We start from the raw sequence: 16,534 nt of genomic DNA, 5'->3' as shown, positions 1-16,534 counted from the left end.
TGCGCCGCTAGCGCAGCAGCGTGTATACGTCCGTATGCGCGTATCCGTGCGCTTCGGCGACGGCCGGATGCGTCACGAATCCCGCCGCGGCGTTAATGCCCTTGGCGATCGCGGCGTTCTCGAGCGCCGCGCGCGCGCAGCCTTTGTTCGCAATCTGCAGGCCGTACGGCGTGGTCGCGTTCGTCAGCGCGAACGTGGAGGTGCGCGATACGGCGCCGGGCATATTCGCGACCGCATAGTGAACGATGCCGTGCTTCACGTAGGTCGGCGCGTCATGCGTCGTGATGCGGTCGATCGTCTCGACGGAGCCGCCCTGGTCGATCGCGACGTCGATAATGACGCCGCCCGGACGCATGGCGCGCACCATCGCTTCCGTGACGAGCCGCGGCGCGCGGGCGCCCGGGATAAGCACGGCTCCGATGACGAGATCCGCGCCGCGCACGACTTCGGCGATGTTGTACGGCGTGGACATGATCGTCTTCACGCGGCCGCCGAATTGATCGTCCAGCTGCCGCAGGCGGTCGGGGTTCACATCGACGATCGTGACGTCGCCTCCGAGCCCGACGGCCATCTTCGCCGCGTTCGTGCCGACGATGCCGCCGCCGATAATCGCCACTCTGCCGGGCTCTACGCCGGGCACGCCGCCGAGCAGCACGCCTTTGCCGCCGTGCGCCTTCTCCAGGAAATGCGCGCCGATCTGCACGGACATGCGGCCCGCCACTTCGCTCATCGGCGTCAGCAGCGGCAGACTGCCATTGTCCAGCTGGATCGTCTCATACGCGATCGCCGTCACCCGCTTCTCCATCAATGCGCGCGTCAATGCCGCCTCCGGCGCGAGATGCAAATACGCATACAGGATCAGGCCTTCATGGAACAAGCCGTATTCCTCGGGAATCGGCTCTTTCACTTTCACGACCATGTCGGCCGCCCATGCGTCCGGCGCAGCCGGCACGACAATGGCGCCTGCAGCGGCATAGTCGGCATCCGTGAAGCCGCTGCCCTTGCCCGCGGCCGACTCCACCAGCACTTCATGGCCGGCGTTCACGTACGATAGCACGGTTCCCGGCGTCATGCCGACGCGGAACTCGTTGTTCTTGATTTCCTTGGGTACTCCGATTCTCATCGCGGCTCAGCCTCTCTTCGCCCTCCCGTCAGGGAGCAGCGTTCTGATTTACTCACTGCATCCACTATAGAACGAATACGAGGCCGTTCCATTAGACAAATTGTCCAGAAACGGTTCAAAGCTTTTCACAAATGCGCATCCGGATGCAGCAGCCGGTACGCCCGAAGACCGACTTGCAGCGCCAGCCGTTTCTCCGGCTGCATGAAGTCCGCGCCGAGCAGCTCTTCGATCTTCTCCAGCCGGTAATACAGCGATTGGCGGACGATGAACAGCTGCCGCGCCGCCGCTCCTTTCGAGCCGTCGCAGTCCAGGTACACGTTCAGCGTGCGCAGCAGATCGCTGCCCCTCGCCGCGTCGTGATCGATGACCGGGCCCAAATACGTGCGCACGAACGAGGTCAGCACCTGCTTGTCCGCAATATGGAACAACAGGCCGAAGACGCCGATCTCATCGTAAAACACCTGGTTTGCCTGCAGCGCCGGAGCAAGCGAAATCGCCTGCAGCGCCTCCTGGTAGCTGGCGTGCGCCTGCATGAAGCCGCGCCCGCGCCGGCCGACGCCGACGGTGACCTTGACGTTCTCCTCCGCCTTCAGCTGCTCCAGCGCCTGGAACACGCGCTGCAGCCGTGCTTTGGCCGGCTTCTTCGGCGTTCGATCGAACGCGACAAGCACAAGCCGGTCGTTCTTGAACGTAATGAACGGCTGGAACGCATGCTGCTCGAAAACGGCGCGAACGGCCAGCGATAGGTGGATGCCCGCCGATTCCTCGCCGTCCCCGCTGCCGCTTCTCCCGCCTTCACCGAAGCTGCCGCCGTTCCCGATGCCCCGGCCTTCGCCGCCGCTGCCTCCGCTGCTGATTCCCCCGCCTTCGCCGTCGCGACCGCCGCTCCCAATGCCCCAGTCTTCTCCGCCGCTGCCGGACAGTCCGGCGCGTGCCTCCGCGCCGCTGTCGAACGCCGCGATGATCACGTGGTATTCCGTCTCGTTCAGCTGTTTATACGACGGGCCGATCAAGAGCTTGACCTGCTCTTCGTCCGGAATCCGCAGATGCAGCAGGTCGTCCACCCACATCGTCTGCGTGTACAGCCTGCGCTCTTCGACATACCGCTTGCGCAGCAAATCCTGCGCGATCGACAAGGAAGCCGAATCGAGGATCAAGTACTCGTACTCCTGCGGCTTGCGGCTGAGCACCAGCATGAGATGCGCCCATGTTTTGCCCATGGCGCCGACGGGCTGGACGATGACGGTCTGTCCGTTCCGTTCGACGAGCAGCGGCGCGGCCGGCTTCCCGCCAGCCCCATAACGCCCTCCGCCAATTCCCGAGCCTCCGCCTCCGCTGCCTTCCGCTTTGATCGCATTACCTTTCGCTTTAATCGCATTACCTTCCGCTACATTCGCGCTGCCTTTCGCCCCGTTCTCGCTGCCTTCCGCTTCTATCGATCTGCCTTCCGCCTCGTTCACACTGCCTTCCGCTTCTATCGCGCCGCCTCCTGCCTCGCCGCCGTTCTCCCGACGCAGGCCGTCGGCCAAGACGCCCAGCCACTCGTCCGCCTCCCGGGCCGATACGGGCGGGATGAATTTCGGCTGGCCGTCCTGAGGCACATAGACGACCGCCGCGTTCGTACTGCTTCGGAGCAGCTCGAGCACGTTGCCGATGCCTTGGGAAGACAGCGTCATCCGGTGGAACGCACGGGAAATCCGTTCAAGCTCCTGCAGGGCGCGATGATGCTGGTTGATCATATGCGCATGGATATCCTGCGTAATGTCGATGAACCGCACGCTTCGCGGAAACACGATGACCGGCAGCTGCACCGCGTCCGCCGCGTCCAGCCATGCTTGCGGAACGGCGCTCACGTGGTGGCCCATTTCGATGCACAGGCAAGCCGCCTCGCAGCGGACCAGCTGTTCCAGGTAGGTCATGAACGCCGCCGTATCGCTCTTGAACGCGGCGCCGGTCGTCAAGATCAATTCGCCGCCCTGCAGCAGCTGGTCGAATCGAATGACTTCTATAATATGAACCCATCGGACGAGCCGCCGCAGTCCCGCTTTGCCCGCCGCCAAATAAGCGGGCCGGAAGACGGGACGCTCCAGCACTTCCTGCACGGTCAGCCGATAATCTTGATTCACGCGCTTCACTTCGCTTTCTGACAGGCGACTCGATGTCCTGTCTAACGTTAGTTACTAGCCTACCACCCCGCTGCCCATTCTTGCTATTCGCAATAGCTGCAGGCGCCACGCGACGAGCCATGCGGTGCATGAAGGAGATCATGCCTCGGCGCTTCGCGCAGCTCCCTGCGCGAAGCGCGACGGCGCATGACGGCCGTCAGTAATCAACGCATCGCGGGAGGGGCCGTGATCGTTATATGCGAAAGAGCGATCGGACATGAGGTCCGATCGCTCTGCGCGTTAATCGATACGTTACGTCCAGCTCATCTCGGCGCCGGAATAATCGCGGAAAGCCGGGTGCTTGCGATCCGTCGTCTCCGCCACGTATTCGCCGATGATACTCATAATGCCCGTCGCCGCTTCGTCCGGCGTAATCGCCGCGCTCTCGTTCAACGTGCCGCTGATATAGCTTTGCATCCAGCCCGGATGGATGACGAGCACTTTGCCTCCGTGCTTGCGCAGCTGGTTGTGCAGGATGTTCGATTGAATGTTCAGAGCGGCCTTCGACATGCAGTACCCGTACCAGCCTTCCCGCGACGCCTGATTGATCTGTCCCGCCTCGGAGGAAATATTCACGACAAGCTTATGCTCGCCCTGTAGCAGCGGCGCGTTCAGCGCCTGCGTCACCCGCAGCGGTCCCATCGCATTGACGCGATAGATGCGTTCGAGCCTCTCGTAATCGATCTCGCCGAAAATACTAGAGGTATAGTCGCCCCCGAGGCCCGCGTTGTTGACGAGCAGGTCGACCCGGTCCGTCAATGCCGCGATTCGCGCGGCGGCCTCGCCGACGCTGCTCCCGTTCGAAATATCGAGCGGCAGCACGATCAGCCGCTCGCCTCTCTCTTCCTTCAGCCGATCGAGCGCCGGCCAGTCGGGCATGAACTGACCCGCGAACACCGTATAGCCCGCGTCCAGCAATTGCACGGTCAACGCATAGCCAAGCCCCCGGTCCGCTCCGGTTACTACCGCGTATTTCATCACGATCTCTCCTTCGATTCTATCGTTCTTGAGCCATGCCGATCCAATCGCGTTTCCAGTATCAAGACGATTATAGGCCGCCGAAGCAAGACTGTAAATCTCTCATTCCGACAAAAAGACCTCGTCCTCCACTTTGCCGTGGATTTCGAGGTCCTGCGCTCCGATTCATTGTCCGAGAAGGACAATGAACGTTCTCCGCTTCTTCATGGCATCCAGATTCGCCGGCGGCAGCCCTGATCCCGCAAGCGCCCCGATTCGCTCTGTCTCTGATTTGATCCGCCCTGCCTCCCACAAGCGCTCTGACTCGCTCTAATTCTGCTTCGCCCTGATCCCGCAAACGCTCTGCTCCGTTCCGCTCCGGTCAGTTCGTTAACGACAACAGAAACTGCCGCATATGCCGGTAATCGTTCTCCCGCCCCATCTTGGCGAAGAAACGAAGTCCGTCCAGCCCTTTGAAATAATACGCGCCGACCAGCCGCTCCTCGTAATCCGGGAGCGCGATGCCCAGCTTCTCGCTGTGCGCCCGGTATTCGGTCTCGATATTCGCGTCCCCCGTCATGATGCGCAGGGTGGCCACGTCGACGACGAAGTCGCCATAGGCGAAGTTGCCGTCGATGATCCCGGTAATCCGGCTGCCGTCCGACAGCATATTCCACGGGGAAACGTCGCCATGGACGAAATGGCGGTGCGGCTCGTTGTACGCCGAGAACGCCAGCAGCCGCGCGTAGCATTCGTCGGCGACGTCCGGCTCCAGGCCGGGAATGTCCCGCCAGCCTTCCCAGAACCCGGACTGCTCCTTGGCGAAGAACGAAACGACGTAGTCCTTCCACGACGGGAAGGTCCCGCCGCCGTCCGGCTTGATCCAGCCGAAGCCCGCGGTCTCGCTTACGTCCGCATGGTTCATCGCCGTCAGCAGGCCGATCACCTCGGGACGCTGAGCAGCCTGCTCCGCCGCCGTGCAGTCGACGAGATTGCGCCCGGGAATCCGTTCCAGAATCGAATAAGCCAGCGGGCCGGATTGCCCCTGCCCGATGCATCTCGGGAACGGAACGCCGTGCTTCCGGAGCAGCTTCGAGACGTACCATTCCGTCGCGTACGCCTGCTCCATATCGCTGAATTTGATGATGTAGTCCTTGCCGTTGTGGCGGAAAGCGAACACGCTGCTTAGATTGCCGCCGCTTACGGGCGCGATGTCCGTCGCGCCCTCTCCGAAATGATAGCCGATCGCGCTTGCGATTGCGGCGGGTTCGATCGTCGGTTTCGCATAGGCCGTCATCGGCTTCCGCCTCCCTTCCTCCCGCGGGTTATTCTCGATCAGTCGAACTTAAGCGGTTCATTGTCCCGGCCGGCCGGATAAGAGGACGCGGGACGCGTTGATTTCTTCGTGAGGAGATCCCTTGCGCGCATGATCGGAACCTCGAACCAGCGATGGGCGACGAACGTAAACGCGACCAGCAGTACGAGCGCGCATACGAGCAAATACAAGCTGTGGCCGACGCTGGCCGTCGTATTCTCCTTGCTGAACCAGACGAACAGATTCCAGTGAAACAAATAATAGCCGTAGCTTTGGGCGCTGACGAAACCGATGAAGCCGCGCAGCTTCGGAAGCGGCGCCATCCGCGGGATATGCGTCTCCGCCGCGGCGATCAAGAGCGCGATGCATAACGAAACGAGACTGAACAGCAGCGTCCGGCCGAACCAGGACCGGTCCATCGTCTGATCCGCGATGCCGGTGTACACCAGGTAACCGCTGAAATAAGCCAGTCCCGCGACCGCGATCGCCAGCGCCGCTTTGCCCGCGACGTATTTCCGATAGAAGGCCGCGTGGTACGTCTTGATCCCGGCGAGCAGGACGCCGAACACGAGACTGTCGAGCCGGAGCGGAATTTGCTTGCGAACCCCGTAATCCCATACCGGCTGATGGGCATGAACCTCGATCATCCGCAGCGCCGGGAAGAAGACGATGAGCAGCGCCGAGACGGTGAAGAAGGCGGCCGGCTTGCGGCGGAACTTGCCCGCGAGCAGCAGCGGCAACGGGATGAGCAGGTAGAACCATTCTTCGATCGACAAGCTCCACGAGATCGGCAAGAAGGCCAGATGCTCCTCGTCGAAGTTCTGCAGGAAAACCAGGTTCGTCGCATCCATGCGATGCGTCACGAACAGATACGTCATGGCGACCGCCAGCCAGTAGAGCGGCAGCGTCCGGAACCAGCGGCGGACGTAGAAGACGCCGAGCCGGGACAAGGAGCCGTTCTCCACGACCTCCTGCAGCAGAATCCGGCCGATCAGGAAGCCGCTCAGCACGAAGAACAATTCCACGCCCAGATAGCCGGTCACGTAATTGAACGGATTGAAATCGCGATAGGTCATGAAGAAGAAACCGAGCCCGTGGCACAGCAAGACGAGCAGAATCGCGCTGCTGCGGATCAGATCCAATCCGGCGTTGCGTTCCATGCCTGCACGCTCCTTCACTCCGGCAGCTGTATGACGTCGATGGATCGCCGCCGCAGCTGCTGCACGTATTCGTCCGGCGTCTGCGCATCCGTGACGAGATGGCCGATCCGGTCCAGGCCGGTAATCGTCGTAAACGCTTGCGTATTGAATTTGCTGAAGTCGGCCAGCAGGTATACATGCTCCGCCATGCCGACCATCTTCCGTTTCACCCTCGCCTGCAGCTCGTTCGATTCGGAGATGCCGCGCTCCATGTGGACGCCTTTGCACGAAATGAACGCTTTATCGACATAATACTCTTCCAGCGATTGCTCGGCCAGCGGGCCGACGAAGGAGAGCGAGTTCGGAACGAGCGTGCCGCCGGTGCTGATGACGACGACGTTCTTCTTCTCGCTGAGCACGAACGCGACCTTCAGCGAGTTCGTCACCACCGTCAGCGGGATGTCGGGCAGCTCCGAGGCCAGATGCCATGCCGTCGTGCTGGCATCCAGCACGATCCGCTCATTGGGCTCGACGAACTTCGCGGCTGCCGCGGCGATGCGCTGCTTCTCCGCGACATGCGCCGTCTCCCTGAGCAGATAGGGGGTTTCCGCCTGCGGCCCGATGCGGATCGCGCCGCCGTAGCTGCGCAGCAGCCGGCCCTCGCCTTCCAGCCGGTCGAGGTCGCGGCGAATCGTTTCCTCCGTCACCTTGCACAATTGGCTGAGCTCGGCGACGCGTATGCTTCCTTTCTCGTTCACCATCCTCAGGATGTATTGGTATCTTTCCGCGACGAGCATGATCGTCCCCCCTTGCCTGAGTTAATTGCGGCCCGGATTATCGTTCGGATTCGGAGGGAACCGCCCTCTTCGCCAACGCCGCGGACACGAAGAACAGCACCGGCGCGCACAAGCCCTCGGCGGCGGCCAGCAGCCAATCCGCCGTCGCGTTCTTCTTCCCGTCCATGGCATAAATCGCCAGCTCGCATACGAACAAGAGCGCAAGCTGGATGGCCAGCAGCTTCGCGCAGGCCGCCCAGATCTTCCCGGCGTCGGCCCGTTGCTTCAAATAATGCTGCGCGTAGTACACATACGCGAGCCAGATGATGCCGAGCGTGATGAACGTGCCGTATTCGACGGCCTGCCACGCGTACGGATCCACCCCGGCGCGGGACAGCAGATCGATGAACGCTCCCCGTACCGCCAGCCAATCGGCGATGCCGAGGGCGGCAAGGACGACGGTCAGCGCCACGGACAGAAATCCGGCTACGGTTTGCCTTCTATGTTCCTGCAGCAAAGGATCCATTCTGCACCTCTTCGCTCCACTCGCGAGATACCTGCTTCAAGCTGCGCAGCATGAACTGGCGCGTTTCTTCGTTCTCGACGAGATTGGTTTTGTTAACATAAGCCGCCAAGCGGCGGATCTTCCTGACGTAGCTGCGGGCGGCCGACCGCTGCGCGCCGGCGAGCGCCTTGTCGTCCCCCTTCTCGCGAAGGCGGATCATCCGCTTCGTATGCTTCAGCGACCAGCGCTCCGGTATCGTGCCGGTGGCCGTAATATGCTCGAGGTCGCGGTGCTTCTCGCCGAATATCTTGTTCAGCATGAACCGCATGTACCAGATGGATGCGAGCATGACCAGAGACAAGGCGGCGAGGAAGAGGAGCAGAATCAAGGCGATGGCCGTCATTGCGCAACCGCTCCTTGCAGCTGCAGCTCGCCTGCGAAATGGCAGGCCGAATAATGCCCTTCGCCGACCTGCCTGAATGCCGGCGCCTGGCTCTTGCAGATGTCCTGCGCGTACGGGCAGCGCGGATGGAAATAGCAGCCGGATGGCGGCTTCGCCGGATTGGCGACCTCGCCGGCCAGGATGATCCGGCTCGATTTCTTGCGCGGGTCCGGCATGGGCTTGGCGGACAGCAGCGCTTCCGTATACGGATGCTGCGGGTTCGCGAACAGCTCCTTCGTCGCCGCCGTCTCGACCATTTTGCCGACGTACATGACGCCGACCCGGTTGGAGATATGCTGAATGACGCCGAGATCATGCGAAATGAACAGGTAGCTGAGATGCAGCTTCTCCTGCAGATCCTGCAGCAGATTGATGATTTGGGCCTGCACGGACACGTCGAGCGCCGAGACCGCTTCGTCGCACACGATGAACTTCGGATTCGTCGCCAGCGCCCGCGCGATCCCGATCCGCTGGCGCTGCCCGCCGCTGAACGCATGCGGGTACCGCTCCAGATGCCGGCTGTTCAAGCCGACCATCTCCATCAGCTCCATGACGCGGTCCTTGATCTGCTCGCCCCGGGCCATCCCGTTGCAGATGAGCGGCTCCGCGATAATGTTGAGCACCGTCATCCGCGGGTTAAGCGACGAATACGGATCCTGGAAGATGAGCTGCATATCTCTGCGGATCGCCCGCAGCTCCTGGTTGTTCAGCTTCGTCACGTCTTTGATCCGGCCTTGCCGGTCCTGGAACAGCGTCGTGCCCGACGTCGGCTCGATCGCCCGCAGCACGCAGCGCCCGAGCGTCGTCTTGCCGCAGCCGGATTCGCCGACCAGTCCGAGCGTCTCGCCGGGCCGGATCTGAATATGCACATCGTCGACGGCTCTGACGAACCCGACGGTTCGCTTCATGAACCCTTGCTTGATCGGAAAATATTTCTTCATCGAACGGACGTCCAATACGAATTCCTCATGCGTCATGGCTCAACCTCCGCTTCAGATTGTAAAAATGCGGTGAGAAACCCGCAGCCTCCGGTCAGTATGGGTCTCCACTCGCTGTTGTAGTTCTGATTTCTTTCATTTATGTAAGAGATTATCGGAAAAAATCAGACTACAAAGGCGACCGCTAACGCTGTTCCGACTCCATACCGCCTCTCCGGCTGCTGATTCACCGCACTCTTTTAGATCGAATCCAGCCGCAGGCACCGGACGGCATGCCCCTCGGCCACTTCGACGAGCGGGACGTCGTCCACGTTGCAGACGCCGTCCTTCGCCAGCTTGCAGCGCGAATAGAAGCCGCAGCCCTTCGGCAAATTCATCGGGAACGGCACCGTGCCCTCGATCGATTCCAGCCGCTTGCTCTCCCGCATCACCGAAGGAATCGAATTGAGCAGCGCCCGCGTGTACGGATGCTTCGGATTATGGAACAACGTATCGACGTCGGTGTATTCGACGACCTTCCCCAGATACATGACGGCCACGTCGTCGGACATTTCCGCGATGACGCCGAGATCATGGGTAATGAAGATGACGGACGTATTGTTGTTCGCCTTCAGGTCGTTGATCAGCTGCAGCACCTGCGCCTGTACCGTGACGTCGAGCGCCGTCGTCGGTTCGTCGGCGATGAGGATGGACGGACTGCAGGACAGCGCCATCGCGATCATCGCCCGCTGGCGCATGCCGCCGGAGAGCTGATGCGGATATTCGCTCATCCGCTGCTCCGGATTGGACATGCCGACCTTCTTCAGGATGTCGACGCCGATCCGGTACGCTTCTTCCTTGTCGCTCGTCGAATGCAGCAGGATCGCTTCCATGATCTGATTGCCGATCGTATGGATCGGGGAGAACGCCTTCATCGGCTCCTGGAAGATCATCGCGATTTCGCCGCCGCGAATATCCCGAATCTCCTTGCCCCGGGCATCGAGCTTCGTCAGATCGACGACCTCGAAGCTGCCGTCCTGCTTCTTGCGCGTCAGCTTGATCTCCCCGTGCACCTCGCCCGGCTTCGGCACGATGCGCAGCAGCGCCTGCGACGTGACGCTCTTGCCGCAGCCGCTCTCGCCGACGATGCCGAGCGTCTTGCCGCGCTTGATGCGCAGGTCGATGCCGTCCACCGCCTTCAGCAGCCCTTCATCCAGTCGGAATTGCACCTTGACGTCCTTCATTTCCAATATGACGTTCTCCTGCTGTGTCACAAGTCCCCCTCCTTAACGTTTCGTAAGCTGGTTTTTCCGGAATAAGGAAGACCAAGCGCAGAACTGCTTCGCAAGCATGCGCTTATTTGTAAGGATCCGCCGCGTCCCGAAGGCCGTCTCCGAGAAAGTTGAACATGAGCACGGTGAGCATGATGAAGGCGGCCGGCCAGAGCAGCCACGGATGATGCGCCAGCGTCTCCAGGTTCTGCGCGTCCTGCAGCAGCACGCCCCATGAAACCGCCGGCGCCTGCAGCCCGATGCCGAGGAAGCTGAGGGACGTCTCGCCCAGGATGGTGCCCGGTATCGACAGCGTCACGCTGACGATGATATAACTCGCGAAGGAAGGGAGCAGATGCTTCCTTATGATGCGCAGATCGCTCGCTCCCGCCAGACGGGCCGCCACCGTGAAGTCCTCCTCGCGCAGCGAGAGGATTTTGCCGCGCACGACGCGGGCCAGGCCGGTCCAGCCGATGACCGAGAAGATGATGATCAGGCCGAAGTACATTTTGGTCGCCGACCAGTCCCGGGGCACCGCGGCCGACAACGCCATCCATAGCGGGATGGTCGGGATGCAGATCAGGAAGTCGATGATCCGTTGAATGATCGTGTCGGAGACGCCGCCGAGGTAGCCCGATATCCCCCCGAGCAGCAGCCCGATGATAAGCGTCAGCACGATGCCGACAAGGCCGAACGACAGGGAGATCCGTCCGCCGTAGATAAGACGCGACAACAGATCATGCCCCAGCTGATCCGTTCCCATCAGGAACATGGCGGCGCCTTCCTTGTCGCCAAGGCCGAACAGATGGATGCTGGACGGGATGACGCCCCACATCTTGTAAGGCTCGCCCTTCACGAAGAAGTGAATCGTGTATTTCTTCGTCTTGTCCTCCGCGAACGTCCGCAGGAACGTCTCTTGGTTGATGCTCTCCTTCATGCCGTAGACGAACGGACGGAACGAGAAGCCCGTATCCGCGTCGACGAAATGGATCTTCTGCGGCGGCGCGTTCTTGTACGCCGTGAAGCGCGTGTCGGACAGGTTCGGCGAGATGAATTCGCAGAATACCACGGTCAAGTACATGAGGATCAGAACGACCGCCGAGATGACCGCCAGTTTATGCTTCTTGAATTTCCACCACATGAGCTGCCATTGCGAGGCAACGTCCATGTCCGGCGCGTCAAGCTTCTTCTTCCGGTTGGTCCGCGTCTGGCGCCATTGGTTGATGACCGTCGTAATCCCGCTCATTCGCCGACACCTCCGAAGCGGATTCGCGGATCGACCGCCGCCAGCAAGATGTCCGACAATAGCGTGCCGAGCACGGTAATGACGCTGGTGATCAAGATGAAGCTGCCGCACAAATACATATCCTGCGTCATGAGCGCCTTGAGCAGCATCGGCCCGGTCGTCTGCAGGTTAAGAACGATCGACACGATGACTTCGCCCGAGATGAGCGCCGGCAGCGTCCAGCCGATCGTACTGATAAGCGGGTTGATCGCCATCCGGACGGGATACTTGAAGAGCAGCTTGCCTTCCGAGACCCCCTTCGCCCGCGCGGTGATGACGTATTGCTTGGACAGCTCGTCGAGCAGCATCCCCCGCGTGACGCGGATGAGCGATGCGGCCGACGCCATGCCGATGACGATGACGGGCAGCACGAGCCGCGGCAGCATATCCAGGATCTTCGCCATGCTCCACGGCGCGTCGATGTACTCCGGAGAGAACAATCCCGTGATCGAGACGCCGGTCTCGATGAAAATAAAATAGACGAGCACCAGCGCGATCAGGAAGCCCGGGACCGCAACGCCGATGAACCCGATGAAGGTAAACACATAGTCAAGCACGGAATATTGGTGCGTGGCCGAATAGATGCCGATCGGGATCGCGACGATCCAGACGAAGATCAGCGAAATGAGCGAGATCGTTACCGTCAAGCCGAGCCGCGGCCAGATGACGTCGGCCACCGGCATGTTGAATTGGAACGAGCGGCCCATGTCGCCGTGCAGCACCATGTTTTTGATCCAGCTGATGTACTGCATGATCATCGACTGGTCCAGTCCGTATTGCTGCTTCAAACTCAATATGGCGCTTTCCGACACGTCGTTCCCCGACAGCTTGAGCTGCTGGATATAGCCGGTCAGAAAGTCGCCCGGGGGCAGCTGAATGATGACGAACACGATGATGCTGATCGCGACCAGCAGCGGGATCAGCTGCAGCAAGCGATACGAAATGTAATTGAGCATGCGTTTCCCTCCTTTGAAGGTGAATCGTTGTCAACGTACGCCGCCAACCGGATCGAACGAACTCCTGAGCCCAGCCGCGACGGTGTCTGCGGCTGGGCCCACGCGAGTTCTGACTATCGGTTCGTTACTTGCCGAAGAAGAATTGCTCGCCGCTGAAGTCGGTCGCGATCGCGAAGCTGCTGTCCGCAGGGATGTTATGCAGCTTGTCGTTTACGATGAGCGGTTGTTTCACTTCGCTGAGCGGGATGAAGTAATACAAGTTGTCCTTCATCATCTGCTTCACTTCCTCGATAAGGCGCTTGGCGTCGTCCGGCTTGGCAGCCATCGCTTCGTCGATCTTCGCGTACAGCTTCTTCACGTCTTCCGGCGGCTCTTTGCCGTTCTTGCCCGAGCTCGAGTGCCACAGATCCCATACCGGCGCCCACTGCCCTTGTCCCCAGTCGCCCATGTACCAGAGCGGCGTGTGCGTCCAGATGACCGTCGCCTGCAGGTCGTTCGCCGCTTGGCGCTGGCCCCACAGCGTCTGGTCGATCGTCTTCATCGTGACGTTCAAGCCGAGCGCGCGCCACATTTCCGCGATGAGCTGCGTGTACGGCACGATGTCCGGCGCTTGCGCGCCGACTTCGAACGGAATGGTGAATACCTTGCCGTCCGGACCTAACCGTTTGCCGTTCGCGTCCTTCTTCAAGCCCATGTCGTCAAGCAGCTTGTTCGCTTGGTCGAGGTCGAACGTCGGATCCTCGATGTTGCCCGGCTGCGCGAAGCCGTAATAGATCGTGTCGATCAGCTCCTGGCGGTTGATGGCCAGGTTCAGCGCTTGGCGGAAGCGGACGTCCTGGACGACCTTCTGCCAGTTCGGGTTGTCGTACGTCAGGTTGAGGAAGATGTCCGTCGGCGTGACGTGCATATTGTTCAGCAGCGCCTTGTAGCCCTTCTTCTCGTTCTCCTTGTACAGCGGCATCTTGACGAGAGCCGCCGATTCGCGCGAGAAGTCGACTTCGCCGGCGATCGTCTTGAGGCTGACCATCTCGATGTCGTTCACGAGCGTGCTCTCGATCTTGTCGATGTACGGCAGCTGGTTGCCTGCCGGGTCGACTTTGAAGTAGTACGGGTTGCGCTCGTACGTCGTCACGCTCTTCGTCGCTTTCGTGATAATCCACGGATACAGCGAAGGGAAGCCGACCGCTTCGGCATGGTTCAGTTTCCAGTTCGTGATGTCCTTGTAGTTGAAGAGGTTGACCCACTCGCCCTTCTTGAAGCCGGCATCCTTGATGGCCGGTTCAAGCTGTGCGAGCGGCGTGTATTTCGTGTGGAATTGCTTCAGGTAATGAGCGGGCTTCAGCAGCTCCGTGTAACCGCGCCAGCCTTGGATCGCGAGGCGGATCAGCAGGCCGCCGTACGGACGATCGAACACCAGCTTGAAGTTGTAATCGTCGATGACTTCCAGCTTCATCGGCGCGCCTTCGGCCACCCCGCCGGAACGCAGGTAGAGCGGGAAAATCGGCGTCAGTTCCTTGTTCATGAGCACGTCCTCGACCGTGAACCGGACATCTTCCGTCGTCACGGGCTCGCCGTCGGACCATTTCAGCCCTTGGCGCATTTGGAACGAGATCGATTTCTCGTCGTCGCTGAGCAAATAATCCTTGAGGACGTTGCCGGTCAGCTTCTCGCCCAAGATACTCGGCGTGTTGAGCAGCGGCTCGTTATCCATGACGAACACGTCCGCATCCCAGTTCGCCACGGACGTAACCGTCCGGAGCGTTCCGCCGAATGTACCGACCTCGTACTTCAGCTGATCCTCGTTCATTTCGTTGGTGATTTTGTAATCGGCGGGCACGCGGTCTTTCACGTCGGGCAAGTTCTTTCCGTCGAAGTAGGGGGATTGATGGAATTCGCCGATCGTTCCGTCCGTCGCGGTCGCCGCCGTGTCCGTCGACGCGTTGTTCGAGGCGTCGTTCGCCGGCTTGTTCGCATCGTTCGACGATGGCGAATTGGAGCTGTCTGCCGTGTTCGATGAAGTCGAATTCGTCGTGTTCGCCGTGTTCGCCGCGGTCGATTTGGAATCGGAATTCGATCCGCTGTCGCACCCGGTAAGAGCGGCAGTCACAATGAGAGCGGTTACAAGAACTGCTGCCAAAAACCTTCTCTTCACCTTCATTCACAACCCTCCGATACGTTTTTGTTTGTTTAGTTGTGAGTTTTTTGGACTCACCATCATTATTATGTGGGAATCCAAACAAATCAACAGGACAACGGGAACAAGCAAAGATCGTCTACTCCATGACAAAATCTCGCAGCATCCGACATTCGCGGTATTAAATCACGAAAACCACAAAAACAAACAAGACCAGCCGGTAATCTCCTGCTGGCCTGCAAATACGAAAAAGCCCCGAGCGGGACTTCGTCGTAACATCCATATGGCATTGGCCGGATTGACCGGCGGGCATTCTACATGTCGGGCATACGGCGGGGTCAGGATTTGGAAGCCTGGTCCCTCAGCTGCTGCGGCGTCAGGCCGTAATACTGCTTGAACAGTCGGAAAAACTGCGATTTATCGGGGTAGCCGACGCGCTTGCCGATCGCGGCGACGCAGTCGGCGGATTCGAGCAGCATGCGCTTCGCTTCGCGAAGCCGGACTTCCTGCACGTACTCGGTGAACGTGTAGCCGCAGCATACTTTGAACGTTTTGCTGATGTACTGCGGGGAATAATAGCTTTCTTTGGCCAAATCCTGAAGCGTAATCGGCGAGGCGTAATGCCGTTCGATATAGGACAGCAGCTTGGGCAGCAGCTCGTGGAACGCGATGGCCGCATCCTGCTTGACGTTGTCCTGCATTTTGCGGAATGCGGATGCGAGCAGCAGCGTCGCGTACCCGCACAGCATCGCGCGGTAGCCGTTCTTCTTGGCGATGTATTCGCCGTACATCGTCTCCAGCAGCTCCTCCAGCTCCAGAATCGACCGGCCTTGGAACCGGATGTGGTGGAACGAACGCTGCAGCGTGTGGTGGAACTCGTGGAACAACCGGTGCCCGAAGAAGCTCCGGTCCGGCTCCAGCGAGGGCAATTGCGCGTTCAGGAAATCGGACTGGATCAAAATATTCATGTACTGCATGTCCGGCCCGTCGAACGAATGCCGGTCGCCGACGTTCATCCAGATCAGGTCGCCCCGCCGGACGTTGTAGCTGTGATCGTTGATCCTGTGCGTGCCGGTACCGTGCAGAATATAGACCAGCTCGACGAAATTGTGGGTATGCTCGGGCTCGTGCGCGTGATTGGAAACCTTGCTTAACGCAATTTTCTCATCTTGCTGTATGCAATCAGCTGCTCTGTACATATGCACCTCATCACCCTCCAACATATGAGAATACCTTCACTGCGTGCCAAGACCATTTTGTAAGCGTTTACTTTATAGGCTATAAATAAGCTTCTTCATCGCCAAAGATGTTCCTTCTACCGTTCGGAGCAAATTTTTCATTTGTTGGGTGGCCGAATTCGTCCGGCAAGCAACCGTAACCGACGAATAACGACATCTTACGCCAGACCCCATTCGACAGCAGCAGCATGCTTCAGCGAATATTCTGGCAGACATCGATGGCGCGATTTCTTACCTTGCGAAAGAGGGAAACGGAGCCGTATTGGCGAATAATAACTGGGTAGAAGACCTGCGGCTTGCTGCATCGCGCG

General features: G+C 60.0%; 14 protein-coding genes. All 14 read right to left on the bottom strand.

Annotation, left to right across the window (positions count from 1 at the left end; translation table 11 throughout):
- Positions 1 to 7 precede the first annotated feature (7 nt).
- The 14 genes from ald to GXP70_RS06445 all read right to left on the bottom strand — a co-directional run bounded on the left by ald (position 8) and on the right by GXP70_RS06445 (position 16,184).
- Positions 8 to 1,123: an alanine dehydrogenase gene (ald, locus tag GXP70_RS06510; RefSeq protein WP_162355701.1), complete on the bottom strand. Its 1,116-nt coding sequence runs from the start codon at positions 1,121 to 1,123 to the stop codon at positions 8 to 10.
- A 125-nt stretch (positions 1,124 to 1,248) separates the two neighbouring features.
- On the bottom strand, positions 1,249 to 3,249 hold the full coding sequence (locus GXP70_RS06505) for a PucR family transcriptional regulator ligand-binding domain-containing protein (protein WP_162355700.1): 2,001 nt from the start codon (positions 3,247 to 3,249) through the stop codon (positions 1,249 to 1,251).
- A 291-nt stretch (positions 3,250 to 3,540) separates the two neighbouring features.
- The gene (locus GXP70_RS06500; RefSeq protein ID WP_225442691.1) at positions 3,541 to 4,266 is read right to left on the bottom strand and encodes an SDR family NAD(P)-dependent oxidoreductase; all 726 of its coding nucleotides are present in this window, start codon (positions 4,264 to 4,266) and stop codon (positions 3,541 to 3,543) included.
- Between the two features lie 361 nt (positions 4,267 to 4,627).
- Positions 4,628 to 5,542: a phosphotransferase family protein gene (locus GXP70_RS06495; RefSeq protein WP_162355698.1), complete on the bottom strand. Its 915-nt coding sequence runs from the start codon at positions 5,540 to 5,542 to the stop codon at positions 4,628 to 4,630.
- Between the two features lie 38 nt (positions 5,543 to 5,580).
- Positions 5,581 to 6,720: an acyltransferase family protein gene (locus tag GXP70_RS06490; protein ID WP_162355697.1), complete on the bottom strand. Its 1,140-nt coding sequence runs from the start codon at positions 6,718 to 6,720 to the stop codon at positions 5,581 to 5,583.
- A gap of 14 nt (positions 6,721 to 6,734) precedes the next feature.
- On the bottom strand, positions 6,735 to 7,496 hold the full coding sequence (locus tag GXP70_RS06485) for a DeoR/GlpR family DNA-binding transcription regulator (protein WP_162355696.1): 762 nt from the start codon (positions 7,494 to 7,496) through the stop codon (positions 6,735 to 6,737).
- A gap of 37 nt (positions 7,497 to 7,533) precedes the next feature.
- On the bottom strand, positions 7,534 to 8,001 hold the full coding sequence (locus GXP70_RS06480) for a hypothetical protein (protein WP_162355695.1): 468 nt from the start codon (positions 7,999 to 8,001) through the stop codon (positions 7,534 to 7,536).
- The gene (locus GXP70_RS06475) at positions 7,976 to 8,383 is read right to left on the bottom strand and encodes a hypothetical protein (protein ID WP_162355694.1); all 408 of its coding nucleotides are present in this window, start codon (positions 8,381 to 8,383) and stop codon (positions 7,976 to 7,978) included. The genes GXP70_RS06480 and GXP70_RS06475 overlap by 26 nt, the downstream gene beginning before the upstream one ends.
- Complete coding sequence (locus GXP70_RS06470) at positions 8,380 to 9,399, bottom strand: ABC transporter ATP-binding protein (RefSeq protein WP_162355693.1); 1,020 nt, start codon at positions 9,397 to 9,399, stop codon at positions 8,380 to 8,382. The genes GXP70_RS06475 and GXP70_RS06470 overlap by 4 nt, the downstream gene beginning before the upstream one ends.
- Before the next feature lie 200 nt (positions 9,400 to 9,599).
- Positions 9,600 to 10,613, bottom strand: a complete 1,014-nt coding sequence (locus tag GXP70_RS06465; protein ID WP_225442690.1) for an ABC transporter ATP-binding protein — start codon at positions 10,611 to 10,613, stop codon at positions 9,600 to 9,602.
- Positions 10,614 to 10,695: 82 nt separating this feature from the next.
- Complete coding sequence (locus GXP70_RS06460) at positions 10,696 to 11,856, bottom strand: ABC transporter permease (protein ID WP_192043422.1); 1,161 nt, start codon at positions 11,854 to 11,856, stop codon at positions 10,696 to 10,698.
- The gene (locus GXP70_RS06455) at positions 11,853 to 12,851 is read right to left on the bottom strand and encodes an ABC transporter permease (RefSeq protein WP_162355692.1); all 999 of its coding nucleotides are present in this window, start codon (positions 12,849 to 12,851) and stop codon (positions 11,853 to 11,855) included. The genes GXP70_RS06460 and GXP70_RS06455 overlap by 4 nt, the downstream gene beginning before the upstream one ends.
- Positions 12,852 to 12,975: 124 nt before the next feature.
- Complete coding sequence (locus GXP70_RS06450; RefSeq protein WP_225442689.1) at positions 12,976 to 14,988, bottom strand: ABC transporter substrate-binding protein; 2,013 nt, start codon at positions 14,986 to 14,988, stop codon at positions 12,976 to 12,978.
- A gap of 335 nt (positions 14,989 to 15,323) precedes the next feature.
- Entirely contained in the window at positions 15,324 to 16,184 is an 861-nt protein-coding gene (locus tag GXP70_RS06445) for a helix-turn-helix domain-containing protein (protein ID WP_225442838.1), read from the bottom strand.
- Positions 16,185 to 16,534: the final 350 nt, after the last annotated feature.

It is taken from the genome of Paenibacillus lycopersici (genome assembly GCF_010119935.1).
In the GTDB taxonomy this organism is placed as follows: Bacteria; Bacillota; Bacilli; order Paenibacillales; family Paenibacillaceae; genus Paenibacillus_Z; species Paenibacillus_Z lycopersici.
This window is presented reverse-complemented; position numbering and strand designations above follow the sequence as displayed.